Origin of the sequence: Aurantiacibacter odishensis (assembly GCF_003605195.1) — a bacterium.
In the GTDB taxonomy this organism is placed as follows: domain Bacteria; phylum Pseudomonadota; class Alphaproteobacteria; order Sphingomonadales; family Sphingomonadaceae; genus Alteraurantiacibacter; species Alteraurantiacibacter odishensis.
The window spans coordinates 79,847-104,229 of record NZ_QYOS01000021.1; the positions used below are offsets into that span (position 1 = coordinate 79,847).

General features: G+C 64.0%; 22 protein-coding genes. 16 read left to right on the forward strand and 6 right to left on the reverse strand.

The window, feature by feature from the left end; translation table 11 throughout:
• Positions 1–25: 25 nt before the first annotated feature.
• From D4Q51_RS04715 to D4Q51_RS04730, 4 genes are all read left to right on the forward strand, one after another.
• On the forward strand, positions 26–2,197 hold the full coding sequence (locus D4Q51_RS04715) for a primosomal protein N' (RefSeq protein WP_120076603.1): 2,172 nt from the start codon (positions 26–28) through the stop codon (positions 2,195–2,197).
• 115 nt (positions 2,198–2,312) lie between these two features.
• Complete coding sequence (locus D4Q51_RS04720; RefSeq protein ID WP_162925147.1) at positions 2,313–3,401, forward strand: PAS domain-containing protein; 1,089 nt, start codon at positions 2,313–2,315, stop codon at positions 3,399–3,401.
• 15 nt (positions 3,402–3,416) lie between these two features.
• Positions 3,417–4,976 carry a cryptochrome/photolyase family protein gene (locus D4Q51_RS04725; RefSeq protein ID WP_120076605.1) on the forward strand — a complete coding sequence of 520 codons (1,560 nt, stop codon included), beginning with the start codon at positions 3,417–3,419 and terminating at the stop codon, positions 4,974–4,976.
• A 90-nt stretch (positions 4,977–5,066) separates the two neighbouring features.
• On the forward strand, positions 5,067–6,662 hold the full coding sequence (locus D4Q51_RS04730; RefSeq protein WP_120076606.1) for a tetratricopeptide repeat protein: 1,596 nt from the start codon (positions 5,067–5,069) through the stop codon (positions 6,660–6,662).
• Between the two features lie 9 nt (positions 6,663–6,671).
• Here D4Q51_RS04730 and D4Q51_RS04735 read toward each other — a convergent pair whose 3' ends face one another.
• Positions 6,672–7,706, reverse strand: a complete 1,035-nt coding sequence (locus D4Q51_RS04735; RefSeq protein ID WP_120076607.1) for a bifunctional transcriptional activator/DNA repair enzyme AdaA — start codon at positions 7,704–7,706, stop codon at positions 6,672–6,674.
• Positions 7,707–7,758: 52 nt separating this feature from the next.
• On the opposite strand from D4Q51_RS04735, the gene D4Q51_RS04740 reads away from it, so the two are divergent.
• From D4Q51_RS04740 to D4Q51_RS04780, 9 genes are all read left to right on the forward strand, one after another.
• Positions 7,759–9,363 (forward strand): S1 family peptidase, encoded by a 1,605-nt coding sequence (locus D4Q51_RS04740; RefSeq protein WP_240624570.1) that lies wholly within the window; start codon positions 7,759–7,761, stop codon positions 9,361–9,363.
• 131 nt (positions 9,364–9,494) lie between these two features.
• Positions 9,495–10,052, forward strand: coding sequence for a F0F1 ATP synthase subunit delta (locus D4Q51_RS04745; RefSeq protein WP_120076609.1), 558 nt, complete (start codon positions 9,495–9,497; stop codon positions 10,050–10,052).
• A gap of 29 nt (positions 10,053–10,081) precedes the next feature.
• Positions 10,082–11,611: a F0F1 ATP synthase subunit alpha gene (gene atpA / locus D4Q51_RS04750; RefSeq protein ID WP_120076610.1), complete on the forward strand. Its 1,530-nt coding sequence runs from the start codon at positions 10,082–10,084 to the stop codon at positions 11,609–11,611.
• 31 nt (positions 11,612–11,642) lie between these two features.
• Positions 11,643–12,512 (forward strand): F0F1 ATP synthase subunit gamma, encoded by an 870-nt coding sequence (locus D4Q51_RS04755; protein WP_120076611.1) that lies wholly within the window; start codon positions 11,643–11,645, stop codon positions 12,510–12,512.
• 16 nt (positions 12,513–12,528) lie between these two features.
• On the forward strand, positions 12,529–12,864 hold the full coding sequence (locus tag D4Q51_RS04760) for a hypothetical protein (protein ID WP_120076612.1): 336 nt from the start codon (positions 12,529–12,531) through the stop codon (positions 12,862–12,864).
• Positions 12,865–12,911: 47 nt separating this feature from the next.
• The gene (gene atpD / locus D4Q51_RS04765) at positions 12,912–14,369 is read left to right on the forward strand and encodes a F0F1 ATP synthase subunit beta (protein ID WP_120076613.1); all 1,458 of its coding nucleotides are present in this window, start codon (positions 12,912–12,914) and stop codon (positions 14,367–14,369) included.
• A gap of 5 nt (positions 14,370–14,374) precedes the next feature.
• Positions 14,375–14,632: an ATP synthase F1 subunit epsilon gene (locus D4Q51_RS04770; RefSeq protein WP_119585092.1), complete on the forward strand. Its 258-nt coding sequence runs from the start codon at positions 14,375–14,377 to the stop codon at positions 14,630–14,632.
• 128 nt (positions 14,633–14,760) lie between these two features.
• Positions 14,761–15,336 (forward strand): SAM-dependent methyltransferase, encoded by a 576-nt coding sequence (locus tag D4Q51_RS04775; RefSeq protein ID WP_205689436.1) that lies wholly within the window; start codon positions 14,761–14,763, stop codon positions 15,334–15,336.
• A 68-nt stretch (positions 15,337–15,404) separates the two neighbouring features.
• Positions 15,405–15,731, forward strand: coding sequence for a hypothetical protein (locus D4Q51_RS04780; protein WP_120076614.1), 327 nt, complete (start codon positions 15,405–15,407; stop codon positions 15,729–15,731).
• Here D4Q51_RS04780 and D4Q51_RS04785 read toward each other — a convergent pair.
• Positions 15,728–16,009, reverse strand: a complete 282-nt coding sequence (locus D4Q51_RS04785; protein WP_120076615.1) for an HNH endonuclease — start codon at positions 16,007–16,009, stop codon at positions 15,728–15,730. The two genes, D4Q51_RS04780 and D4Q51_RS04785, sit on opposite strands and share 4 nt — an antisense overlap.
• A 38-nt stretch (positions 16,010–16,047) precedes the next feature.
• Here D4Q51_RS04785 and D4Q51_RS04790 point away from each other — a divergent pair, with 38 nt between their 5' ends.
• A complete protein-coding gene (locus D4Q51_RS04790; protein ID WP_120076616.1) occupies positions 16,048–17,583 on the forward strand; it encodes a glycosyltransferase family 39 protein in 1,536 nt (511 codons plus the stop codon).
• On the opposite strand, the gene D4Q51_RS04795 is transcribed toward D4Q51_RS04790, so the two are convergent.
• Positions 17,513–18,427, reverse strand: a complete 915-nt coding sequence (locus tag D4Q51_RS04795) for a DMT family transporter (RefSeq protein WP_240624571.1) — start codon at positions 18,425–18,427, stop codon at positions 17,513–17,515. The genes D4Q51_RS04790 and D4Q51_RS04795 overlap by 71 nt on opposite strands.
• 48 nt (positions 18,428–18,475) lie before the next feature.
• Positions 18,476–19,381: a DMT family transporter gene (locus D4Q51_RS04800; protein ID WP_120076785.1), complete on the reverse strand. Its 906-nt coding sequence runs from the start codon at positions 19,379–19,381 to the stop codon at positions 18,476–18,478.
• 163 nt (positions 19,382–19,544) lie between these two features.
• Between D4Q51_RS04800 and D4Q51_RS04805 the strand changes: the two genes are divergently transcribed.
• Positions 19,545–20,558, forward strand: coding sequence for a glycosyltransferase family 2 protein (locus tag D4Q51_RS04805; protein WP_120076617.1), 1,014 nt, complete (start codon positions 19,545–19,547; stop codon positions 20,556–20,558).
• Positions 20,555–22,237 (forward strand): ArnT family glycosyltransferase, encoded by a 1,683-nt coding sequence (locus tag D4Q51_RS04810; protein ID WP_162925148.1) that lies wholly within the window; start codon positions 20,555–20,557, stop codon positions 22,235–22,237. Before D4Q51_RS04805 ends, D4Q51_RS04810 begins: the two co-directional genes overlap by 4 nt.
• Before the next feature lie 16 nt (positions 22,238–22,253).
• On the opposite strand, the gene D4Q51_RS04815 is transcribed toward D4Q51_RS04810, so the two are convergent.
• Both D4Q51_RS04815 and D4Q51_RS04820 read right to left on the reverse strand, forming a co-directional pair.
• On the reverse strand, positions 22,254–23,282 hold the full coding sequence (locus tag D4Q51_RS04815; RefSeq protein WP_120076619.1) for a DUF354 domain-containing protein: 1,029 nt from the start codon (positions 23,280–23,282) through the stop codon (positions 22,254–22,256).
• Positions 23,283–24,164: a hypothetical protein gene (locus tag D4Q51_RS04820; protein WP_120076620.1), complete on the reverse strand. Its 882-nt coding sequence runs from the start codon at positions 24,162–24,164 to the stop codon at positions 23,283–23,285.
• Positions 24,165–24,383: the final 219 nt, after the last annotated feature.

The window sequence follows — 24,383 nt, forward strand, 5'->3', positions numbered from 1 at the left end:
TGTTGCACCGCCCATATGGCTGGCAATGCCCGCAACCCGCGTCCGCCTCCTCGTCATGAACGCCGCTCTCGGCCCGCTCGACTATCGGGTGCCCGAAGGCATGGCGGTCGAACACGGCTGTGTCGTCGTCGCGCCGCTGGGGCCGCGTCAGGTGACAGGCATAGTCTGGGAAGATGAACGCCTGCCGACCAATCCTGTGCCCGAGGAAAAATTGCGTCCGCTGCTGGGCGTGCTGGACGTGCCGCCGATCGGTGCGCCACTGCGGCGGCTGATCGAGTGGACCGCGGACTACTACGTCGCCCCGCTGGCGGCGGTGGCGCGCATGGTAATCGCCAGCGGCGGGGCTCTGCGCGGCCCTGCCACGATGACCGAATACCGGCTGACCGGCGGCACGCCCGAACGCATGACCCCGCAGCGCGCCGCGGCCATAGAGGCGCTGGACGGCGAGCAGGCGACGATCCGCGAACTGGCGGGCATCGCGGGCGTATCTGAAGGCGTGCTGCGCGGCCTCGTGAACCAGGGTGTGCTGGAGCCTGTGGAAGTGGACGTCGACCGCCCCTACCCCCGTGCCGCCGCGGACCATCACCTTCCCGATCTTTCCGATGATCAGCGCGAAGTGGCCGATCGACTGGTGGAACTGGTGGAGGCGCGGGAATTTGCCCCCGTCCTGCTCGACGGCGTGACCGGCTCCGGCAAGACCGAGACCTATTTCGAAGCCATCGGCGCGGCCATCGCGCAGGATCGGCAGGTGCTGGTGATGCTGCCCGAAATCGCGCTGACCGAGGCGTTCCTCTCGCGGTTCGAGGAGCGGTTCGGCGCCCCGCCCGTCGTCTGGCATTCCTCGCTCAAGAGCACCGAACGCCGCCGCGCCTGGCGCTCCATCGCCAGCGGGGAGGCGCAGGTGGTGGTCGGCGCGCGCTCAGCCCTGTTCCTGCCTTACGCAAACCTCGGCCTGATCGTGGTGGACGAGGCGCACGAAATCAGTTTCAAGCAGGACGACGGCGTGCGCTACAACGCCCGCGACGTGGCCGTGATGCGCGCCCGGTTCGAGAAATTTCCGGTCATCCTCGCCAGCGCCACGCCCGCGCTGGAAAGTCTGCACATGGCCGACACCGGCATCTACGAGAAGCTGGTGCTGCCGAGTCGTTTCGGCGGAGCGCAACTGCCCGAGATCCACCTCGTCGACCTTACCGAGGAAAAGCCCGGCTCCGGCCAGTGGATTGCCCCGCCGCTGCGCCGCGCGCTGTTCGACCGGCTGGAGAAAGGCGAGCAGTCGCTGCTGTTCCTCAACCGGCGTGGCTATGCTCCGCTGACCCTGTGCCGCCACTGCGGCTTTCGCTTCCAGTGTCCCAATTGCAGCGCATGGCTGGTGGAACATCGGCTGAGCAAACGCTTGGCCTGCCACCATTGCGGCCACGAAACCGCGCCGCCCGAGAAATGCCCCGAATGCGGAGAACCCGACTGCCTCGTCGCCTGCGGCCCCGGCGTGGAACGCATCGCCGACGAGGTAGCCGAAATGCTGCCCGAGGCGCGAGTGGCGGTCGTCACCTCCGACACCCTCAACTCGCCCGAAAAGGCTGCGGAATTTGTCGCCATGGCAGAGGCCAAGGCCATCGACGTGATCGTGGGCACGCAGCTTGTCACCAAGGGGTTCCACTTTCCGGAATTGACGCTGGTGGGCGTAATCGACGCCGACCTTGGGCTTGAGGGCGGAGACCTGCGCGCAGCCGAACGCACCTACCAGCAGGTGGCACAGGTGGCGGGCCGCGCCGGACGCGGCGCGAAGCCGGGCGAAGTGCTGATCCAGACGCGCCATCCCGAAGCTGCCGTGATCGCAGCCCTCGAAGCAGGCGACCGCGACGCCTTCTACGAGGCCGAGACCGAAGCGCGCCGCTATGCCCAGGCCCCGCCCTTCGGCAGGTGGGCCGCGATCATCATCTCCAGCGAGGACGAGAAGGAAGCGCGCGAGGCGGCGCAGCGGCTGGGCGATACCCGCCCGATCCTCGATGATGTGCAGGTGCTTGGCCCTGCGCCTGCCCCAATGGCCCTGTTGCGCGGTCGCTACCGTTTTCGCCTACTGCTGAACGCACGTCGCAGCGCGGAACTACAGCAGGTGATTCGCGTTTGGCTTTCAGGGATCGATCATCCCCCGGGAATCCGGATCGGGGTGGATATCGACCCTTACAGCTTTGTCTGAGCGCCCCTCGCAATCGAGGTCGGGATTGCCATATGTCATAGCTTGAAGTCGATTTGTTGCTTAACCGGGCAATGAACGATCGGGGTTGAAGAATTTGCAGGAAACCGAAAAGACGATGAACAAGTCGCTCAGTGAACAGAAGCTTCACCCGGCAATCGACCCCAAGAATCCGCCTCCCTTCCCCGAGGGCATTTCGCGAGAGACGATGGAAGACCTGCCTTTTGCGCTGGTCATCGCGGACGCGCAGCTAGAAGACATGCCGCTGATCTACGTCAACAGTGCGTTCGAGCGGATCACGGGATACGATCGCAGCGCGGTAATCGGGCGCAATTGCCGGTTCCTGCAGGGCGAGAATACCAATCCCGAAGACGCGAAGGACATTCGCGAAGCGCTGGAAGACGGGCGCGAGATCACTGTCGACATTCTGAACTACCGTTCCACCGGCGAAGAGTTCATCAACCGGCTGCTGATCTCTCCGATGAGGCAGAACGGCACGATCACGCATTTCCTGGGCATCCAGTCCGAACAGCCCAAGGATCGCGCCATGGCGGAACGCGCGGCGAAGCTGGACGAGCAATTGCGCGAAGTGCAGCACAGAGTGAAGAACCACCTTGCCCTGCTGCTCTCGCTGATCCGCATGGAATCGAAGAAATCGACCGATACCGGCAGTTCGCTGAAAGTGCTGGCCAACCGGGTCGAAGCCCTGAACATGCTCTACGACGAGTTCTCGCGTGCCGGCAGTTCGGGCGCGGACTCCATCGCATTGGGCGCCTATGTCTCGCGCGTGTGCAGCGCGCTCAACATGCTCGACGGCAAGCGCGAAGTGCGCATGAACCTCGACATGGAGGAAACCCGCGCCTCGCTCGATTCCGCGTCGCAGGTGGGCCTGCTGGTCTCCGAGCTGCTCACCAATGCGTTGCAACACGCTTTCGAGGCTCAGCACGAAGGGGTGGTCAACGTGCGGCTTTGGCGCGACGACACGGACAAGAACGTGTGCCTCGTCGTGAAAGACAACGGCAACGGCATTCCCGACGATGTCGACTGGCCCAACGACGGCAGCCTGGGCGCACGCATCGTACGTGAACTGGTGAAGCGGCTCGACGGAAAGCTGGACGTCGACACCGGCAAGGACGGCACCGAGGTGACGATCACCCTGCCGCTCGCCACGCTCACTGCCGACATCGAAGAAGAGGCCGGGGGCTAGCGCGCTCTTCGCATCATGGCGCAGCCCGTACTCGTCCCGGTGCTGGGAGACCAGCTGACCCGCAACCTTGCCTCGATCCGCGGTCGCACCAAGGACGATACCGTCATCCTGATGATGGAGGTGTGGGACGAGGCGACCTACGTGCGCCACCACAAGCAGAAGATCGCCCTGATCTTTTCCGCCATGCGACATTTCGCCGCCGAGCTGCGAGATGCGGGCTGGCAGGTCGATTACATCCGCCTGGATGACGAGGACAATTCCGGCAGCTTCACCGGTGAAGTCGCCCGCGCCGTGGAGCGCCACGATCCGCGCGCGATCCGCGTGGTGGAAGCGGGCGAATGGCGCGTGCAGCAGGCCATCGAGGAATGGCCGGACAAGTTCGATTGCGAGGTGGAAATCCTGCCCGACGACCGCTTCATCGCCTCCATCGCCGAATTCCGCGAATGGGCGGAAGGCCGCGACACCTTGCGGATGGAGTTCTTCTACCGCGAGATGCGACGGAAAACCGGCCTCCTCATGGACGGCGACAAGCCCGAGGGCGGCGAGTGGAACCTCGACAAGCAGAACCGCGAATCGCCCGAAGACGAGATGGACCCGCCCGAGCGCGCCAAGTTCGAGCCGGACGAGATTACCTGCGAAGTAATCGCGCTGGTGGAGGAAAAGTTCGCCGACCATTTCGGTAGCCTCGACACCTTCCGCTGGCCCGTGACCCGTGACGAGGCAGAAGAAGCCGCCGACCGGTTCTTTGCCGAGCGGATCGAGAAGTTCGGCCCCTACCAGGACGCGATGGTGCACGGGCAGGACGACCTCTACCACTCGATGCTGTCGACCAGCATCAACCTCGGCCTGCTCGACCCGCTGGAGCTGTGCCAGCGCGCGGAGAAAGCTTACCGCGACGGCAAGGCGCCATTGAACAGCGTTGAAGGATTCATCCGCCAGCTGATCGGCTGGCGCGAATACGTGCGCGGCTTCTACTGGTATTTCATGCCGGGGCTGGAAAGCGACAACAAGCTGAACGCCCAGCGCGGCCTGCCCGAATTCTACTGGACGGGCGAAACCGACATGCGCTGCATGGCCGATTGCATCCGCTCCACGCGCGACAATGCCCATGCCCACCATATCCAGCGGCTGATGGTGCTGGGCAACTTTGCCCTGCTGGCGGGCATCAACCCGCGCGAGGTGCAGGACTGGTATCTGGTGGTTTACGCCGACGCCTATGAATGGGTGGAACTGCCCAACGTGGCGGCGATGATCCTCTACGCCGATGGCGGCAAGCTGGCGTCCAAGCCCTATGCGGCGAGCGGCAATTACATCAACAAGATGTCCGATTACTGCCGCGAATGCCGATATTCGGTGAGCAAGAAGACCGGCGAGGACGCCTGCCCCTTCAACCCGCTCTACTGGCATTTCATGGACCGTCACCGCGAACGGCTGGAACAGAACCACCGCATCGGGCGCATCTATTCCACGTGGGACCGGATGGATGAGGCGAAGCGGCAGGACTACCTCGACAGCGCGGAGGCCTTCCTCGATACGCTGAAGCCGGCAGGTAAAGGCTGGGCGCGCGAGGAATAGCCGGAAAAGGCGAAAGTTCAGGTTTCAATCAAAATCGGTCTCTCTAAGGTAGCAACTTCATCGAATCGCTGACTTTTAGGGACTATTGTCATGCGGCTGCTGCTTACCGCCTTTGCTTTCCTGTTCGTGTCCAGCCCGGCCGCTGCCGAGTGGTGGCGGGCGGAAACGAACAACTTCGTCATCATCTCGGATGACAGCGAGGACGAGGTGCGGCTGTTTGCGTCCGAACTGGAACGGTTCGACATGGCTCTTCGCTACCTGCAGAACATGCCGATCGGAGAGCCCCAGCCCACCGATGCCACCAAGCTGACCGTCTATCGCTTCGGCGATGTCGGCGACATCGGCCGCATGGCGGGCGCCTCGGGCGTCGCTGGCTTCTATATCCCGCGCGCAGGCGATTCGGTGGCTTTCAGCCCGGCGCGCGAGGAACGTCGCCGCTCGATGACGGTGGTGAACGTGGATCGCAGCCGTAACCGTGCCGCGCGGCTGGATGCCGTGAGCGTGTTGCAACACGAATACGTACACTATTTCATGATGCAGCATTTCCCCGCCGCCTATCCCGCCTGGTACGTGGAAGGATACGCGGAGCTGCTGGCCACCATCCGTTTCAACGATGATGGATCGTTCCACGTCGGCGATCCGCCGCAATACCGTGCACAGCAGATCTTCCAGCTGCGCCAGTTCCCGATCGAGGACATGCTGGACCAGGAGCACGAGCTTTCGGGCTACGAGGGTTACCAGTTCTACGGCACCGGCTGGCTGCTGACGCACTACCTCAACTTCGATCCAACGCGCCTCGCGCAGCTGAACGAGTATCTTGTCGCCATCGGCCAGGGCGAAGACAGCCTGACTGCCGCGCGCCGCATCTTCGGCGATCTCGACCAGATCGACCGCGAACTGCGAGAATACCGCGAAGGAAACTTCCCCGGCTACGACGTGACCACGCCCGGCTATGTCGAACCCCAGCCGCAGATGCGCCGCCTGACGGAGATCGAGGAAGAGCTGATCCGCGAGGAGATGGAACTGCGCCGCGGCGTCGGCAAGGACGACGCCGCCAAGATCGCGCGCGATATCATCCGCAAGGCAGGCGGTGGCTCCATGCCCGGTCAGTCCCACGCGCTGGGTCTGCTGGCCCGCGCCTATTACTATGCCGAGGACTACGATAACGCCCTGGCCGTGGGCGAGAGGCTGATGGAGGTGGACGACACGAACATCCTCGGTCCGCTGGTCGCCAGCTGGGTCGCTGCCGAACGCTCCGAAGACGATCCCGCGTGGCAGGAGCGCGCCGTTCAGTATGCCGCCGATGCGCTGATGATCGACGAGCACGATCCGCGCACCCGCATTGCCTATTACTACAGCTTCCTCGCCGCCGACATGGAAGTGCCCGAAAATGCGGTGATCGCGCTGGAACAGGCGTTCGACACCGCCGGCAGTGACCCGACCTATCGCGTGTTTCTGGCGCGGCAGCTGCTCTTCGAAGATCGCCTGGGAGACGCGAAAGCCGTGCTCCAGCCCATCGCCTTTCGAGGTCACAACCAGGGATCGAGCGACGACGATGAGGAGCGCGACCCCACCAAGCGTCCGCCGAATCTCGACGAGATCATGGCCGAGATCAACAAAGGCGACCGCGATGCTGCGCTGGCGATGATGGACGAACTTATCGACTGGGAAGAGGACGACGCTTGAGGCGACCGGCTACTTCTTCTCGCGCTCGCGCCGCAGAAGTTCGGCCTTGATCTTGGTGCCATAGGCATAGCCGCCCAGCCTGCCGTCCGCCGCGATCACCCGGTGACACGGGATCAGCACGGCGATGTTGTTCGCCCCGTTGGCCCCGCCCACCGCGCGGCTGGCCTTGGGTGAGCCCAGCGCAGCCGCGAGTTCACCGTAGCTGCGCGTCTCTCCCGGCGGGATGCGGCGCAGTTCGTCCCATACGCGCTGCTGGAATGCCGTGCCCTGCACGTCCAGCGGAATGTCCTGTCCCGTGCCGGGTTTCTCGACCGCCGCCGTTACTTCCTCGAAAAGGGCAGTGAACGAGGCGTGCCCCTCCATCAGCTCGGCGTTGGGGAAGCGCGCCCGCAGGTCGTCCTCGCCTTCGTTGAACGACAGGCGGCACACCCCCTTCTCGGTCGCGGCCACCAGCATCGGCCCCAGCGTCGTCTCGATCAAGGCAAAATGGACCTTTTGTCCTCTGCCACCATCCCGGCGTTCGCTCGCTGCCATGCCCTGCCCTTTCATGTCCTCGTAAAACCGCGAGGGTCCTGAATATCCTGCTGCATATATCGCGTCCGTCACCCGCTCCCCGCCGACCAGCGCCTCTCCCGCCCGCTCCCGCCGTAATGCGCGCGCGTAGGAGGCGGGAGACAGGCCGACGGCGCGGGTAAACACCCGTTGCAGGTGCGTGGGCGAATAGCCGGTGATCGCCCCCAGTTTCTCCAGCGACACCGGCTTTGTCGCATCGCGGAGCAATTCCAGCACCCGTAACACGGCTGCTTCCTCGCGCGATTGCTGGTCCGGCGCGCACCGCTTGCACGGGCGCAGACCCGCCGCCTCGGCATCGAGCGGGGTCGCATAGAAACGCACGTTCTGCCGCTTTGGCGCACGGGCCGGACACGAGGGACGGCAATAGATGCCGGTCGAATGCACGCCCGTAACGAAGGCGCCGTCGAAGCGGCGATCCTTCGCCAGAGCAATGCGCCAGCGGTCTTCATCGGAAAGGTCGTGGTCGGTCATGCCATCTATATGTCAGCTCGCCGCAGGCTGCGCGTCCCGAAGCTTGCGGTCAATGCACACTACTATAGAAGCGCGGGCCTATATGCATCGCATCCTTGCCCTTTTCGCCCTGCTGTTCGCAGCCTTCACGCTCACCTCCGCGCCAGCTTCCGCCGATCCGGCGGATATCGACGCGGCCGCGCGCGGCGTGGTGCGCGTGATCGTGATCGGTCATGACGGGGAGGAAATCTTCCCGGTCTCGCACGGCACCGGCTTTGCCGTCGGCGGCGCGCGCGTCGTTACCAATGCTCACGTCGTGCAGGAAGCGATGGACGACGACCGGCTGGATATCGGCGTGGTGCCCGCAGAGGGCGAACAGGCCGTCTATGCCCGCATCGTGTCGGTCAGCCCGCGCAACGATCTTGCCCTGCTGGAACTGACGGAGCCGCTGGGCCTGCCCCCGCTTACCATTGCGGGCAACCCGCCGCAGTCGGGTGCGGTGACGGCTGTCGGCTATCCCCTCAACGTGGACCGGGCGCAGGGCCTTGGCCAATCGGACATCTTCCGGGCTCAACCGCCCGTTACCGCCACCGGCTTCCTCTCCGGCCGTCGCCCCAGCCGCGAGTTCGATACCATCCTGCACACAGCGCCCATCGCGCGCGGCAATTCGGGTGGCCCGCTGCTGGACGATTGCGGCCGCGTCATCGGCGTCAACAGCTTCGGCACCGAGAGCGCAGGTTCCGATGCGGAATTCTTCTTCGCCATCAGCACGCGAGAGCTGCTGCCCTTCCTGCGCGCCAACGACGTGCAGCCGCGCATCAACTCGCTCACCTGCCGCAGCCTGGCTGACCTGGAGGAAGAAGAGATCGCCCGCGCGGAGGCACAGGCCCGCGCCGAGGCCGACCGCGCCGAGCGCGAGGCCGAGGCGCTCGCCCAGCAGACGGCGGAAGCGCGCCGCACCATTACCTTCGAGGTCATGGATTCGCGCACCAACGGCATGGCGCTGTCGCTGCTTCTTCTCATGATCGCACTTACCGCCGGCGGCGTGGCGGCGTTCGGCCACATGCAGCGCGACATGCGCCTGCGCGCCATCGGCGGCGCGGCCGCACTGGTGGCGATCCTGGGCGCGCTCGTCGCGTGGGTTTCGCGCCCTGCCTTTGCCGAGATCGACGAGCGGGTGCAGGAAACCCTGCGCGAAGGCGCGGTGGACGAAGGCCCCAGCGGCACCATCACCGCGCCGGAGCCGACAGCCTCGGGCGCGGCCAATCTCACCTGTGTGCTGGAAACCGATCGCAGCCGCGTGGTGGGCGACCCTGCGGAAGACATCGACATAGAATGGTCCGGCGATGGCTGCATCAACGGGCGCACCCAGTATGGACTTACCAGCGGACGCTGGACCCGCGTATTCGTGCCCGCCAACGAAGCCGCCGTGTCGGTCAACCGGTTCGACCCCGAAGCGGGCGAGCTGGTTATGGAACGCTACCTGCTGGACCTTGCCGCCATGCGTGAAGCGCGTGCCGCCCGCGGCGAGTTCGTCGCGCCCGAGTGCGGCGCCGACGAGGCCGCCGCGCTCGACCTCGCCAGCAACCAGGGCGCGATCATCAATGCCCTGCCCCAGCGACCCAACGAACGTCTCGTCTATCGCTGCGGCCCGGCGATGGGTGCGGCGGAGGAATAGTTCCTCGCCACCGGGTTGCATGAATCAAACCTCGGTGCTAGGCGCGCGCCAGCCTTAAGGGACGGTTTTGCTGCGCCCGCTAACAAGGCATCCAGTTTTTCCGTTACTCGGACCTTGAAGGACACTCGCGCGTGGAGCTTTCCGCCGGTATTCAGGCCAGCCTGGCAGGGCGTTATGCCTCGGCCCTATTCGATCTCGCCAGTGAAGCTGGCACGGTAACCGCAGTCGAGTCCGATCTCGACACGCTCGATTCCGCCTTGCGCGAATCGGCGGATCTTTCTGCGGTCATCACCAATCCCGAAATCAGCCGTTCGCAGCTGTCAGCCATCATGGCGGGCGTTGCCGATCACCTCGGCCTTTCGGCGCTGACGAAGAACTTCCTCGGCGTGCTGGCGCAGAACCGCCGGGTGTCGAAACTGCCGGGCATGATCCGCGCCTTCCACACCATCGCCGCTGCCCAGCGCGGCGAGGTGCAGGCCGAAGTCGCCTCCGCCCATGCACTCACCGATGCCCAGTTGCAGGAACTGGAAAGCAAGCTGCGGATGCGCGAAGGCCGCACGGTGAAATTGAAATCGCGCGTCGATCCCGAACTTCTGGGCGGGCTCGTCGTCACCATCGGTTCGAAGCGCATCGACAGCTCGATCCGTACCCGTCTCAACTCCCTCGCCCAGGCCATGAAGACCGCCTGAGTAGCCATATCTGAAGAAGGCTGATTGCAATGGATATCCGCGCCGCAGAAATCTCCAAGGTCATCAAGGACCAGATCGCCAATTTCGGCACCGAAGCCGAAGTGAGCGAAGTCGGCTCCGTTCTCTCGGTGGGTGACGGCATCGCCCGCATCCACGGCCTCGACAAGGTGCAGGCCGGCGAGATGGTGCAGTTTTCGAACGGCATTCAGGGCATGGCCCTGAACCTCGAAGCCGATAACGTCGGCGTCGTGATCTTCGGCTCCGACGCCGAGATCAAGGAAGGCGACAGCGTCAAGCGTACCGGCACCATCGTGGACGTTCCGGTCGGCAAGGGCCTGCTGGGCCGCGTGGTGGACGCGCTGGGCAATCCGATCGACGGCAAGGGCCCGATCACCGATGTGAAGCGTATGCGCGTTGAACAGAAGGCCCCCGGCATCATCCCGCGCAAGTCGGTTGACGAGCCCGTGCAGTCCGGCCTCAAGGCCATCGACGCCCTCGTCCCTGTCGGCCGCGGCCAGCGCGAACTGATCATCGGCGACCGCCAGACCGGCAAGAGCGCCGTGGCGATCGACACCTTCATCAACCAGAAGGATGCGCACGCCGGCGACGACGAAAAGAAGAAGCTCTACTGCATCTACGTTGCCGTGGGCCAGAAGCGCTCCACCGTCGCGCAGATCGTGAAGAGCCTCGAGGAAAACGGCGCGATGGATTACACCATCGTGATCGCCGCCACCGCGTCGGAGCCCGCTCCGCTGCAGTACCTCGCGCCCTACACCGGCGCCGCCATGGGTGAATTCTTCCGCGACAACGGCATGCACGCCGTGATCGTTTACGACGATCTTTCCAAGCAGGCCGTGGCCTATCGCCAGATGTCGCTGCTGCTGCGTCGTCCTCCGGGCCGCGAAGCCTATCCGGGTGACGTGTTCTACCTGCACTCCCGCCTGCTGGAACGCGCCGCCAAGATGAACGACGAGAACGGCGGTGGCTCGCTCACCGCGCTGCCGATCATCGAAACGCAGGCTGGCGACGTGTCGGCCTACATTCCGACCAACGTGATCTCGATCACCGACGGCCAGATCTTCCTCGAAACGGATCTGTTTTACCAGGGCATCCGTCCCGCCATTAACGTCGGCCTCTCGGTGTCCCGCGTGGGCGGTGCCGCCCAGACCAAGGCGATGAAGAAGGTGGCAGGCTCGATCAAGCTGGAGCTGGCGCAGTACCGCGAAATGGCGGCCTTCGCGCAGTTCGGCTCGGACCTCGACCCCTCCACGCAGAAGCTGCTGAACCGCGGCGCGCGCCTGACCGAGCTGCTGAAGCAGCCGCAGTTCTCGCCGATGCCGGTGGAAGAGCAGGTCGTGTCGATCTTCGCAGGCACCAACGGCTACATCGACTCCGTTCCTGTGGACCGCGTGACCGAATACGAAGCCGCGATGCTCAGCTATATGCGCAACGAACACGCCGACGTCCTGAAGACGATTGCCGACACCGGCAAGTTCGAGGACGACACCCGTGAAAAAGTGAAGAGCGCGCTCGACACTTTCGCCAAGCAGTTCGCCTGAACCGGTAACTCGAGAACGATAGGGAGCCGAAATGGCTAGCCTCAAGGAACTCAAGGACCGGATCAAGTCGGTCAAGTCCACGCAGAAGATCACCAAGGCGAAGCAGATGGTCGCCGCGGCGAAGCTGCGCAAGGCGCAGGCCGCCGCCGAAGCCGCACGCCCCTATGCGGAGCGGCTGGCCGGCGTCATGGGCTCGCTCGCCAGCAAGGTGAGCGGCGACAGCGCACCGCTGCTGCTGCGCGGCACCGGCTCCACCCAGCGTCACCTGCTGGTGGTGGTCAACACTGACAAGGGCCTGTGCGGCGGTCTCAACGCGAACATCGTGAAAGAGGCCAAGAAGCAGGCGCGCGCGCTGATTGCCGATGGCAAGGACGTGACCTTCTACCTCGTCGGCAAGAAGGGCCGCGCCCCGATCAAGCGCGACTACGCCAGCAAGATCGAGCACCACTACGACACCAGCGAGATGCGCAATCCCGGCTTCGAGGAAGCGGAAAAGATTGCCGATGACCTGGTGGCGCGGTTCGAGAAGGGCGAATTCGACGTCGCCCACCTCGTCTACCCGATCTTCAAGAGCGCGCTGGCGCAGGACCCGACCACGGTGCAGCTGCTGCCCGTGCCGGCCCCGGAAGACACGCCCGCATCCGACGCTGCCGTGGAATACGAGCCGGACGAGGAAGAAATCCTCGAAGACCTGCTGCCGCGTTACATCAAGACGCAGCTATTCGGTGCCCTGCTGGAACGCGAAGCCTCCGAACAGGGCGCCTCGATGACCGCCATGGACAACGCCACGCGCAACGCGGGTGAACTGATCGACAAGCTGACGATCCAGTACAACCGCAGCCGCCAGGCCGCGATCACCACCGAACTCATTGAAATCATCGCGGGCGCCGAAGCCCTTTAACACCGGAAAAGATCTCGTGAAAAAGCTCCTCATCGCCCTCCCGATCATCGCTCTGGCCGCTTGCGCCGAACCCGCTCCCGAGCCCGCTCCGGTGGAAACGGCAACGCCGGAACCGACCCCGTCGGCACCCGCGCCGGACCAGGCGCTGTTCTCCGAGCTTTACGCCGCTGCCTGCCCGGACAATGAAGCCGTCAACGAATCCATCTGCCAGCGTGCGATGGGTGCCGACACCGCCTCGTGCGAATTCAGCCTGGGCGACGACGAATACCTGCGCAACGATGCGACGCTCGAACTCGACGAAACCGGGGAAGCCTGGGTCCTCGCCGACGCCGAAGCCGTCTGCACCCAGTAATTTGAACCCGAACCAGACAAAAATCTGAACGCCACAGGATATCAATCATGGCTACCGCACCTGCAATCAACCAGACCACCAACGGCACCATCGCCCAGGTCATCGGCGCCGTCGTCGACGTGACCTTTGAAGGCGAGTTGCCCGCCATTCTCTCCGCGCTGGAGACCAAGAACGGCGACCAGACGCTCGTGCTCGAAGTGGCGCAGCACCTTGGTGAGAACACCGTTCGCACCATCGCCATGGACGGCACCGACGGCCTGACTCGCGGACAGGAAGTGATCGCCACCGGCGCGCAGATTTCCGTTCCGGTCGGCCCGAAGACGCTGGGCCGCATCATGAACGTGGTCGGCGCGCCGATCGACGAGCGCGGCCCCATCGGCGCCGAAATGACCGCTCCGATCCACGCCGAGGCACCGGAATTCGTCGACCAGTCGACCGAAGCCGACATTCTCGTGACGGGCATCAAGGTGATCGACCTGCTCGCGCCTTACGCGAAGGGCGGCAAGATCGGCCTGTTCGGCGGTGCTGGCGTCGGCAAGACCGTGCTGATCCAGGAACTCATCAACAACATCGCGAAGGGACACGGCGGCGTGTCCGTGTTCGCCGGTGTGGGTGAGCGTACCCGTGAAGGTAACGACCTTTACCACGAATTCCTCGACGCGGGCGTTATCGCCAAGGACGAGGAAGGCAACGCCATCTCCGAAGGGTCCAAGGTGGCTCTCGTGTTCGGCCAGATGAACGAGCCTCCTGGCGCGCGTGCCCGCGTGGCCCTGTCCGGCCTGACGATGGCGGAATACTTCCGCGACCAGGAAGGCCAGGACGTGCTGTTCTTCGTGGACAACATCTTCCGCTTCACGCAGGCCGGTTCGGAAGTGTCCGCACTGCTCGGCCGTATTCCTTCGGCCGTGGGCTACCAGCCGACCCTGTCCACCGACATGGGCAACCTGCAGGAACGCATCACCTCCACCAACAAGGGCTCGATCACCTCGGTGCAGGCCATCTACGTTCCCGCGGACGACCTGACCGACCCTGCCCCTGCAACCTCGTTCGCTCACTTGGACGCGACCACCACGCTGAACCGCGCCATTTCCGAACTCGGCATCTACCCGGCCGTGGACCCGCTGGACTCGACCAGCCGCGTTCTGGAACCGCGCGTCGTTGGCCAGGAGCACTACGAAACCGCTCGCCGCGTCCAGGAAATCCTGCAGAAGTACAAGAGCCTGCAGGACATCATCGCCATTCTCGGCATGGACGAGCTTTCGGAAGAAGATAAGCTGACCGTGCAGCGCGCCCGCAAGATCCAGCGCTTCCTTTCCCAGCCGTTCCACGTGGCCGAGGTGTTCACCAACATCCCCGGCAAGTTCGTGCAGCTGGAAGACACCGTGCGCTCGTTCAAGGCTGTGGTGGACGGCGAGTACGACCACCTGCCCGAAGCTGCCTTCTACATGGTCGGCGGCATCGACGAAGCCGTCGAAAAGGCCCAGAAGCTGGCCGAGGAAGCCTGAGTATCATGGCACTGCACTTCGAACTGGTCACGCCGAGCAAGCTGGTCCGCTCCGAGGACGTCCACATGGTGGTCGTGCCCGGCGCGGAAGGCGAATTCGGCGTGCTGGAGGGCCACGCGCCCTTCATGTCGACCGTGCGCGACGGCACGGTGCAGGTCTACAAGACCGAGGGCGCCGCGCCCGAGAACATCGAAGTGCGCGGCGGCTTTGCCGAAGTGGGCGACAAGGGCCTGACCGTGCTGGCCGAGCACGTCGAGGACTGATCGTCCTGTTGATCGGACACCGATTTACGAGAAGGGTCGCGGCGAAGGCTGCGGCCCTTTTTGCTTGGCGCAGAGTTCTTTGCCCGGATCATTTGGATCGCACCGTGCGAAACGGCGTTTCCCAAAGGATGCGACCTCACCTCTTGCTATCCGCTATCGCCAGCCTGACGCTGACCTCCTGCGTCGATACCAGCCAAGATATTCATTACATTCCCACGCCGCCAGCCGTGGTGAGCGAGATGCTGCGGCTTGCCGAGATCGAGAAAGGCGACGTCCTCTACGATCTGGGATCGGGCGACGGGCGCATCCCCATTGCCGCTGCGCGCGACTACGGCATCCGCGCTGTCGGTATCGAGATCGACGACGGGCTGCTCGAACGCGCCCGGCAGAACGCGCGTGAGGCGGGTGTCGAGCACTTGGTGGAGTTCCGCAAGGAAGACCTGTTCGCGACAGACCTGACCGATGTCGATGTGCTGGCGATCTATCTCGGCACGACGCAGAACCTGCGCCTTCGCGCGCGGATCATGGACCAGATGGAACCGGGCTCCCAGGTTGTCAGCCATGCATTCGGCATGGGCGGGTGGGTCCCTGATGTCGAAAAGGAGGTCGAGAACCGCAAGGTTTTCAAGTGGACCGTTCCCGAAACCTTCATCGACGGTTTTCCCAGCACCGTTCCCCCGGACGAGGCAACGCCAGTCGACTAATGTCAGCGATGGTGGCTCAAGCAAGGCGATTAGCGGAACTGTAACCGACAGGCTGCTAAGACTGTCGCATGCTCACCGGGATCGCTATTGCCGCCGCGCTCGGTAGCGCGCTTGTTGAAGAAGCTGACCGGCTCAACCTCGCGTACACGCAGTGCCTGTTCGAACAGGTACGGGCATCGCGCGAGGCAAGGCTGCCGGAAACGACCATGCTGGCGCGGCTGGACAGCGCCTGCGAGGCAGAGCGGATCGCGCTGGAAACCGTCACGATCGCCATTGGGCAACAGCGCGGCGAAAGCGAGACACAGGCTCGGGCAAACTGGAGCAGGGTTCACGCGAACAGTATCGAGGCAGTCCGCCGCGCCTACTCGCTGAGGCTGGATGAACAGCAACCCTAGCGCTTTCGCCTGGTCGGCGCGTGAAAATCCGGCGGCTTGTCTGCGATCCAGCCAAGAAACTTCGCAACTTCATCATTCGCAAGCAGAGGCGCGCGTTCCCCATCGATCCGTGCCAGCTCTGCGTTCGTGAAATGAAGGTGGATCGTGCGGTGGCAGATCGGGTGGACCGGCACGGTTTCGCGCCCCTTCTTAGCCTTGGGCACGGTGTGATGCCACTGAACGCGCCGCCCCAGCAACCTTTCGCAGAGCCAGCACCTGTCCGGTTTTTCCGCAGTCATAATCGGTTCTTAACCATGTTCGCGCAAGGCTGGCCACCATGTCCGCAGATGCGACCATCGATGTTGCGCCAAAGACCCGTGCCGTGCCTGCATGGTTGCGCGGAGATGCGCCCTGCCTTCTGCTGCTCGCGGCGTTCACCTTTGCCCACCGCGCCGTCTGGTTCGGCGATCCGGTGGCCGATTTCGACGAGCAGCTCTACAGCTTCATCGGCTGGCGGATGCAGTTTGGCGAGGTGCCATTCGTGGACTGGTGGGACCGCAAGCCGTTCGGCCTGTTCGCCATCTTCGGCCTGATCCATGCGTTACTGGGACCGAGCGCGCTTGCCTATCAACTCGCAGCGGCAGGGTTCACCTTCGTCAGCGGCTGGCTGACGTTCCTTCTCGCCCGCCGCTGCGTGGACCGGACAACGGCGACTTTTGCGGCGGCCATCGCGGTGATGCTGGTCGCCGCCTACGCCAACTATTCCGCTAACAGCGAGGTGTTCTTCGCACCGCTTGTGCTGGGCATGGCGGTGCTGCTGGTGGATGCCGAACACCCGCAATTCACCCGGCGGGCGATGCTGGCCATGCTGCTGGGCGGGCTGGCATTGCAGGTGAAATACACTGTGCTGCCGCAGTGCGCATTCTTCGGTGCGTGGGCGCTGTGGGTGGAGCATCGGCGCGGCCGAGCGATCGGATCGCTCGCGAGTCTCGCGGCGGCATTCGCGCTGCTGGGCCTCATGCCGACGCTGGGTGTGGCCCTCTTTTACGCTGCTATCGGACAGTTCGAGGCGTTCTGGTTCGCCAACTTTGCCAGCTTCTTCGAGCGCGCTGCCGGGCCGCAGGGCCGCTGGGCGTCGAACTTCTATGTCGGGGTGTCCCCGCTGGTGGTGCTAAGCGCGGGAGGAATATACGCAGCGTTCCGGATGAAGCGGCCCGAGCCTTTCGCCGCATGGGCCTTCTTCGCTGCGTGGGCGCTGTCGGCGCTGGCCAGCGTGCTGCTGCCGAGCACTGTCTATCTCTATTATTACGCCGCGCTGGCGGCTCCGGTCGCGCTGGTGGCCTTGCCGCTGCTGGACCGCACCGGTCCCTTGCGCATCGCACCAGCCATCCTGCTCTCTGCCGCGCTCCTGTTCCTGCTCTCCTTACCGGCCCGCTACGAACAGTCGCTCGACCAACGAGAGGCTGCGCACCAGCTTGCTGCCACGATCGCGCCGCATGTGGACGGCAAGGACAATTGCCTGTGGGTGTGGGACGGGCCGACCGTGCTCTATCGCCTGTCAGGAAGCTGCGTGCCCACCCGCTATGTCTATCCCGATCACCTCAACAACGCGCTGGAAACGAATGCGCTGGAAGTAGACCAGCTGGCAGAGGTCCGCCGTGTGCTGGCGACGCGGCCCGGCGCTATCGTTACGGCAGACAGGGGCATGACCATCCGCAACCCGGAAGCAATGGCACTGGTGGAGGCGAGCCTGCGGAGAAATTACGAACCGCGTCTCACCGTCACCATGCACGAACGCCAGGTTACCGCGTGGGTAAGGTCTTCATCTTCCGCACGCGCGTCTGCCACCACAGGAACAGCCCCGCGCCGATGATGATCGCCGCGCCCAGCAGCGCCACGGTATCGGGATAATCGTCGAAGAAGATGGCTCCCAGCGCAACGGCCATCAGCAACTGGCCGTAGGTCATGGGCGCAATGGTGCCAGCCCCTGCTCGCGCCGTGCCCATGTAGATCAGCCATTGCGCCAGAGTGGCAGAGCAGCCGATGAAGGCGCAGCGGGCGATGATGGTCCAGTCCGGCCAGTGCATGGTGAAGCCTTCCACGCCGCTGAAATGGCCCGCCGCCGTCGCGAAGATCAGGAAGACCATTGCCGTCGCGGACATCCAGTACTGCATCGAGAGAACGCTGGCGCGCCCGTGAACCTTGCGGTTGAGGATGATGGCAATGGCCATGCCGGCCGCCCCCACCAGCGGCAGGAGGACGCCCCAGCCCGCCGTCTCGAACGTGGGCCGCAGCACGATGAACACGCCGATGCTGGCCGCCAGCGTCGCCAGCCAGGTGCCCAGCTTTGCCCGCTCCCCCAGAAACAGCATGGCAAGCACCGCCGTGATGATAGGCTGGGTGAAGAAGATCGACGTCGCCTCCGACAGGGGCATGGCCCACACCGCCAGGAACATGCCGACGGCCGAACAGCTGATGGCAATACCGCGCATCCATTGCAGACCGGATTTGGGCGGTGCCAACGAGGCAAGGCCATGATGCCGCGCCATCATCACGGACAGCACCAGCGTGCCCACGATATAGCGGGTCGCCGCCATGGCCGTTGCAGGCCACTCGCCTGCCATGCCCTTGATAATCGCATCGCCGATCGAGAGGGTGCAGAACCCTGCGAGGGCAAACAGCAATCCCGCCCTGTCCGATTCCTCCATCGCGTTCATCCCCATCCTGTCACGTTGCCGCTTAAGGACACGGGCGCTCGCCTGCAATCAGCCCCGGTCCTTGGCGATCCGCTGCACGCGGCCGTCGCGCCACAGCCACAGGCCCGCCGCGATGATCAGCGCGGCACCCATCATGGCGACCAAGTCCGGCACTTCGGAAAAGAACAGGTAGCCAACCAGCGAGGCGGCGATCAGCTGGCCGTAGGTCATGGGCGCGACCCGTGCTGCGCCCGCCCTCTCCGTTCCCATGTAGATCAACCAGTGCGCGGTGCTGGCGGTGACGGCAATGATCGCGATGCGCGCGGGGATATGCCATTCCGGCCAATGCAGCCTCAGCTCGGCCATGCCGCTGAAATGGCCAAGCAGCATCGCCGCAACCAGGATCACGCTGGCGAAGATGGCGACATAGGCCTGCATGGCAAGTGCCGATCCGGTGCCTGCCACGGCGCGGTTGGCGGTGACGAGGATCGACATGCCGAAGCCCGCGCCCAGCGGCAGCAGCGCGGCCAGCCCGATCTCCGCAAAGTTGGGACGCAAGACGATCAGCACGCCGACGAATGCCACCAGCGTTGCCGCCACGGTCTGCCAGCGCAGCTTCTCGCCCAGGAATACGGCAGCGAGGACGGCGGTAAACATCGGCTGGGTGAAAACCAGCGCAATCGCTTCTGTCAGGGGCATCAGCCAGACCCCTGCGAAGAAGCAGACCGTCGCGATGCCAACGCCCGCCCCGCGCAGCCATTGTACGCCGGGCCGGGGAATGTCGATGAGCGCGCGCGGTCCCTCTCGCCACACCAGCAGCAGCGACAGGCCGAGGGCACCGAGGCAATAACGAAAGGCCGCAATCGCCGTGGGTGCCCAGGCTCCGCCGATACCCTTCACGATACTGTCGCCGATGGTGAGCGTGCAGAACCCGGCCAGCGCGAACAGCAGCCCTGCCCGATCGGATTGTTGCATTGCGACCTGTCCTTCGTCCTCGAAGGGGCCGCTTAGGAGCATGAGCAAGGCCGGGCAATCGCTTTCCCATGCCTTCCGGCGCCCGACTTTTACGAAGCGTTAAACGGTCATGCTTAACAAAGCCCTATGGCGTGCCTTCGCGTGCGCCGAAGCCGGGGGCCCAATGACCAAGCTGATTATCCAGATTCCCTGCCTCAACGAAGCGGAGACCCTGCCGACGACGCTGGCGGCCCTGCCGCGCCGCGTCGCGGGTGTGGACGTGGTGGAGTTTCTCGTGATCGACGATGGCAGCGACGATGGGACAGCGCAGGTCGCGCGCCAGTGGGGCGTGCACCACGTGGTTTCCCATCGCCGCAACCGGGGCCTTGCCGCCGCATTCCGCAGCGGCGTGGACCGCGCGCTGACGGAAGGCGCGGACATCATCGTGAATACCGACGGCGACGGGCAGTACGAGGGCGGCGACATAGAGGCGCTGGTTACGCCTATCCTGCGCGGGACAGCCGACATCGTGATCGGCGATCGCGGCGTTTCCGACAACGCGCATTTCTCTCCGCTCAAGCGGATGATGCAGCGTGTGGGGAGCGGCGTGGTGCAGCACCTTGCCGGGACCAGGGTTTCCGATGCTGTCAGCGGGTTTCGCGCGATCAGCCGCGATGCCGCCCAGCGCATCAACATCACCACCGAATTCAGCTACACCACCGACATGCTGATCCAGGCCGGGCGCAAGCGCATGGCGATTGCCACGGTTCCCGTGCGTACCCACGCCGCCGCGCGCCCCAGCCGTCTGTTCAAGTCCATCCCGCGCTTCGTAATGCAAACAGGCATCACGATGGCGCGCAGCTTCACAGCCTACAAGCCGCTGCGCGCTTTCGTCGGCACCGGTTCGATCATTGCCTTCATCGGCATGTTGCCTATCGTGCGCTTCCTGTGGTTCTGGAGCCAGGGCGACGGCGGCGGACACGTGCAATCGCTGGTGATCGGTGGTGCACTGCTGGTGCTGGGAACGCTGGTGGCGATTATGGGCATGGTGGCAGACCTTGTCGCCGCGAACCGCAAGCTGATGGAAGAGAACCTCGCTCGCACGCGCAAGCTGGAAGACATGGTGGCTGCGCTCCATCACCAGCGCGATGAGGCCGCAACGGTCCCGGTCAAGCCGAGCCACAAGGATGCCGCGTGACAGCCGAAACGCTTAAAGCGCCGCTCCTGCAACGCGCGCGCGTGACCTTGCCGGGACGTGACGCCATGGTCTGGCCGCTGCTTGCCCTTTTACTGATAACGGGAATGCATCTTTCCATCGCCCTGGAACGCGCGATCAATTGGGACGAATTCTGGCACTATTCCCAGATTCACGCCCGCCTGGCAGGTGAATTGCGCGCGCCGCTGCAAACCTTGCACGCGAGCCTGTTTGCCTGGGCACCCTCCCTACCCGGCGATAATATCGATCACCTGATTGCGTTGCGCAACGTGATGCTGGCGTTCCTTCTTGTAACGGCTGCAGCAACCTGGCTGGTTGCAGAGAAGTTCGCCGGACGGACGGCGGGAATCTTCGCCGCCCTGCTCTATCTTTCTGCAAGTTTCGTGATCGAGAACGGATCCTCCTTCCGTGCCGATCCGATGGCAGCCGCGGGCCTGATGGCAAGCCTGGCGCTGCTGGCGCGCGGAAAGCTGGCGACGGGGCCGACGCTCGCCGCCGGTCTCTGCGCCGGCTTTGCCGCTGCCGTAACCATCAAAAGCGTGTTGTTCGCCCCTGCTTTCGCAGGGATCTGCTGGTGGCTGCTGCAAACCCGCCCTGACACGCTCGATACCCTCAAGCGGCTCTTAGTGTTCGCGGCGTGCGCGCTTGCGAGTTTTGCGGCCTTTTTCCTCTGGCATAGCGCCGGACTGGCGCAAGGCACGGAAACGGCGGCCCACAGTACCGTTTCGCGTTCGTGGTCGCACATGCTTGGCGTAGGAGACCTGCCTTATCTGTGGCACAACGCCGCCGGGGCGATACGCTCACCGGTCTTTACTGGCATAATTCTGGCCGGGATCGCCACGATTGTGTTCACGCGCAAACAGCGGCCCGGCGCGGAAACGTTTGCCATTGCCTGCCTGATGGCGCCGATCCTGTCGATTTTCTTCTACCACAATACTGCACCCTACTTTCACGTCTTTATCCTGCCGCCTGTCGCGGCCGGGAGCGCGATTGCTGTTCCGCTGATCTGTAAACGTTACGGGTCTGCATCACTCGCGGCTTTGCTAGCGCTGAGCGCATTCGCCACCTGGGCCGCAAGCGAACGCGGCGTGCTGGAGAAGCAACGCACACTCGTTCTTGCCGCCGACACCATCTTTTCCGAACCGGTCGCCTATTTCGATTTTCCCGCCATGCTGGGCTCCTATCCCAAGGCCAACGGTTTCATCACGCCGATGGGCCTGCGCAAGTATCTTGATGGCACTGAACCCGGCATGGCGGAAACGATGCGCGCGGTGCCGGTGCCGCTGGTGCTGGAGAACGACCCCATCCTGTCGCAGGCTCTTGGAGACACGGGCCAAACCGCATCGTTGCTGCCTGAAGATATAGCCGCCCTGCGCGAGAATTACGTTCGTTTCTGGGGGCCTTTCTGGCTTGCCGGACGTGACGTCAATGCTGCGGATGGCCCGCATGTCACCGAGTTTCTGGTGCCCGGTCCCTACACCGTGCAGCACAATGCGATGATAATCGACGGCAAGGTGCACGAACCCGGCAGTGTGGTCATGTTGGGAAGAGGCCGCCATACGCTCTCTGCAAGAGATGGAGCCGCCCGCTTGCTGTGGGGAAACAAGCTTTCCCCGCCGCCTTTCGCACCGCCTGTGGAGCCATACTGGTCACAGTTCTAGTTCGCCGCATTCGGGTTCAGATGGCGTGCCGGTCGATCGCATCGACGATGAATTCTGCAAGGTTGCCCTTTCCGGCCAGATACCCTTGGCGCGCTGCTTCGAAACTTTCCTGGACTGCGGGCTCCAACAGGCGCTCCACTTCACCCAGCAAGGCACTTTCACCCGGCTGCCGCAGCGCCATGACCAGGCCATTCGCGGCAAGATCGCGGGTCGTGCCCGGATGGTCCGCCCCGTCATAGATTGCTGGCGTACCCAGTAACGCCGCTTCGTGCGCCATCGTCGCGCTCTCACCCACGTATAATGCGCATTTCGCCATCAGGTGATGCAAATCCTTCGCGTCGCCGCGATAGAGGTATGGCTGCAAGGCGGGAGACAATTCCCTCTCGGTGGAAAGGATGACCTTGCCGCGCGCAGCGAGAAATTCCACCAGCGCGGCAAGCGTTTGATCGCTCCAGCCGGTCTTGCCAATATCGTGATTGGCACCCCAGGCCACGGTGCGGATCAGGAAACAGTCCTTCTCCGGTTGCCACCCTGCCTTTCGCGCGCGATGCTCATCGATCGTGAAATTGTCGGGGTGGAAATAGGACAGTTCCTTGATACCCGGAAACCGCGTCGTGCGGCCCTCGGGCGTTTCTCCTTGATAGACTTCGGGCACGTACAGATGGGTGATGAACGGCCAGGTCAACCGGGTTTGCAGCTTGGCCGTGTCAGCGGCGTAAAAGGCGATGGAAGGGCGTCCCGTCAGCCAGCCGGCATGGGCGATCGAAACGCCGCCAAGACCGATCATGACATCGGGCCGAAAACGCCGGACTTCGCGCCACATACCGAAATCGCGCTGCGCCAGCTCCCGCGCCAGTCCCAGCGTACCGCTTCCCTTGGCCGAGATCGTGCGATGCACGATACCCAATTCATCGAGCAGGCGACAGGCGACGTCCTTCTCGCGCGACACCACGAGCACTTCGTCCCCTCGCGCCCGCAGTCGCGCCATGGGGTGATGGAACAGCAGTACATCTGCCGGATGAACGATATCGAAAAGCACGCGCATTCAGGCATTCTCCTTCGGCCGCATTCCCGCCGCGGCCACCACCGCCAGGGCCGCCGCGAGGCCGACGACCCGGTTTATCGAAAGCGCCAGGAACGCATTCGCGGGAGAGGCTTCGATGAGAAGGGCCAGAACGGATCCCATCGCTTCGGTAACGCCGAGGCCAGCAGGCACAATGCCGACGAGGGTGCCCACCACAGATACGCCTGAATAGGCGACAGCCGGCATCCAGCTGCCGGGCAACCCGATCGCCAGAAAAATGACAAGGATACGCAGAATGGTCAGCCCGATCAGAGCAAGACGGATCATGGTCAGGCGAAGGGCAAACGAGGCCGGTCCCAGCTTCGCCAGCCATACAAGGCTGACCGCCGTACCGCACAGCGCCGCCGCCAACGGCAAGACAGCGAAGGGCCAGGGCAGGACTGCCGCCAGTGTCACCGCTACGGCGAGCGTGGCCCACAGTGCACCGCCGGCCACGATCGCCTGGCTGCTCTTCCCTGCTCCTACCCCCAGCGAATGGAGCTTGGCTCCCCGCAGGATCGCTCCGCCGGGCAATGGAAGCAGGTTCGCCAGCATTGCCCAGCAAGTCACCTGCATTGCGCTGCCCAGGGATATCTCACTGTCCAGCATTTGCGCGGTAACCCGCAGTTCAATTGCGTTGAGCGCGAGCGCAGGGAAAATCAGGGCGATCAGCGCCAGCATCCAGCCCCAATCGATCGCGGCAAGGGAAACCCTGGTTTCTCCCAGCGCCCAGACGATTCCCGCTGCGAACAGCGCCATCGCCGCCAGCGTTGCGATGCCGCGGTGCTGCGCCAGTCTCTCCCGCACCGCTATTACGCGCTGCACCAGCGAAGGAGAGACGAGCCGCTGGGCCTTGTCTTGCATTGCTTTGGCCCCTTCCCTCAATTCAGGTCCCTTTATCGCGCAATCCACGCGCCAGCTACGGAAGTGGCCGAAGATCAGATCATCGTTCCTCGATGACGAACTGAGGCCTTCATCCAGTGGCGATCGGCCGTAGCGACCGCACCCGAGGGCGACCTTAGCTGCACAAACTTAACCAGTTCTTCACCTAAATTCGCAAGAAGCAGCATTCAGGAAATCCGC

What these genes read in the sequence shown, in the direction of transcription:
- D4Q51_RS04715 (WP_120076603.1), top strand. Translation starts at nt 26, where the DNA reads ATGCCCGCAACCCGCGTCCGCCTCCTCGTCATGAACGCCGCTCTCGGC.
- D4Q51_RS04720 (WP_162925147.1), top strand. Translation starts at nt 2,313, where the DNA reads ATGAACAAGTCGCTCAGTGAACAGAAGCTTCACCCGGCAATCGACCCC.
- D4Q51_RS04725 (WP_120076605.1), top strand. Translation starts at nt 3,417, where the DNA reads ATGGCGCAGCCCGTACTCGTCCCGGTGCTGGGAGACCAGCTGACCCGC.
- D4Q51_RS04730 (WP_120076606.1), top strand. Translation starts at nt 5,067, where the DNA reads ATGCGGCTGCTGCTTACCGCCTTTGCTTTCCTGTTCGTGTCCAGCCCG.
- D4Q51_RS04735 (WP_120076607.1), bottom strand. Translation starts at nt 7,706, where the DNA reads ATGACCGACCACGACCTTTCCGATGAAGACCGCTGGCGCATTGCTCTG.
- D4Q51_RS04740 (WP_240624570.1), top strand. Translation starts at nt 7,759, where the DNA reads ATGCACACTACTATAGAAGCGCGGGCCTATATGCATCGCATCCTTGCC.
- atpA (WP_120076610.1), top strand. Translation starts at nt 10,082, where the DNA reads ATGGATATCCGCGCCGCAGAAATCTCCAAGGTCATCAAGGACCAGATC.
- D4Q51_RS04755 (WP_120076611.1), top strand. Translation starts at nt 11,643, where the DNA reads ATGGCTAGCCTCAAGGAACTCAAGGACCGGATCAAGTCGGTCAAGTCC.
- atpD (WP_120076613.1), top strand. Translation starts at nt 12,912, where the DNA reads ATGGCTACCGCACCTGCAATCAACCAGACCACCAACGGCACCATCGCC.
- D4Q51_RS04770 (WP_119585092.1), top strand. Translation starts at nt 14,375, where the DNA reads ATGGCACTGCACTTCGAACTGGTCACGCCGAGCAAGCTGGTCCGCTCC.
- D4Q51_RS04775 (WP_205689436.1), top strand. Translation starts at nt 14,761, where the DNA reads ATGCGACCTCACCTCTTGCTATCCGCTATCGCCAGCCTGACGCTGACC.
- D4Q51_RS04780 (WP_120076614.1), top strand. Translation starts at nt 15,405, where the DNA reads ATGCTCACCGGGATCGCTATTGCCGCCGCGCTCGGTAGCGCGCTTGTT.
- D4Q51_RS04785 (WP_120076615.1), bottom strand. Translation starts at nt 16,009, where the DNA reads ATGACTGCGGAAAAACCGGACAGGTGCTGGCTCTGCGAAAGGTTGCTG.
- D4Q51_RS04790 (WP_120076616.1), top strand. Translation starts at nt 16,048, where the DNA reads ATGTCCGCAGATGCGACCATCGATGTTGCGCCAAAGACCCGTGCCGTG.
- D4Q51_RS04795 (WP_240624571.1), bottom strand. Translation starts at nt 18,427, where the DNA reads ATGAACGCGATGGAGGAATCGGACAGGGCGGGATTGCTGTTTGCCCTC.
- D4Q51_RS04800 (WP_120076785.1), bottom strand. Translation starts at nt 19,381, where the DNA reads ATGCAACAATCCGATCGGGCAGGGCTGCTGTTCGCGCTGGCCGGGTTC.
- D4Q51_RS04805 (WP_120076617.1), top strand. Translation starts at nt 19,545, where the DNA reads ATGACCAAGCTGATTATCCAGATTCCCTGCCTCAACGAAGCGGAGACC.
- D4Q51_RS04815 (WP_120076619.1), bottom strand. Translation starts at nt 23,282, where the DNA reads ATGCGCGTGCTTTTCGATATCGTTCATCCGGCAGATGTACTGCTGTTC.
- D4Q51_RS04820 (WP_120076620.1), bottom strand. Translation starts at nt 24,164, where the DNA reads ATGCAAGACAAGGCCCAGCGGCTCGTCTCTCCTTCGCTGGTGCAGCGC.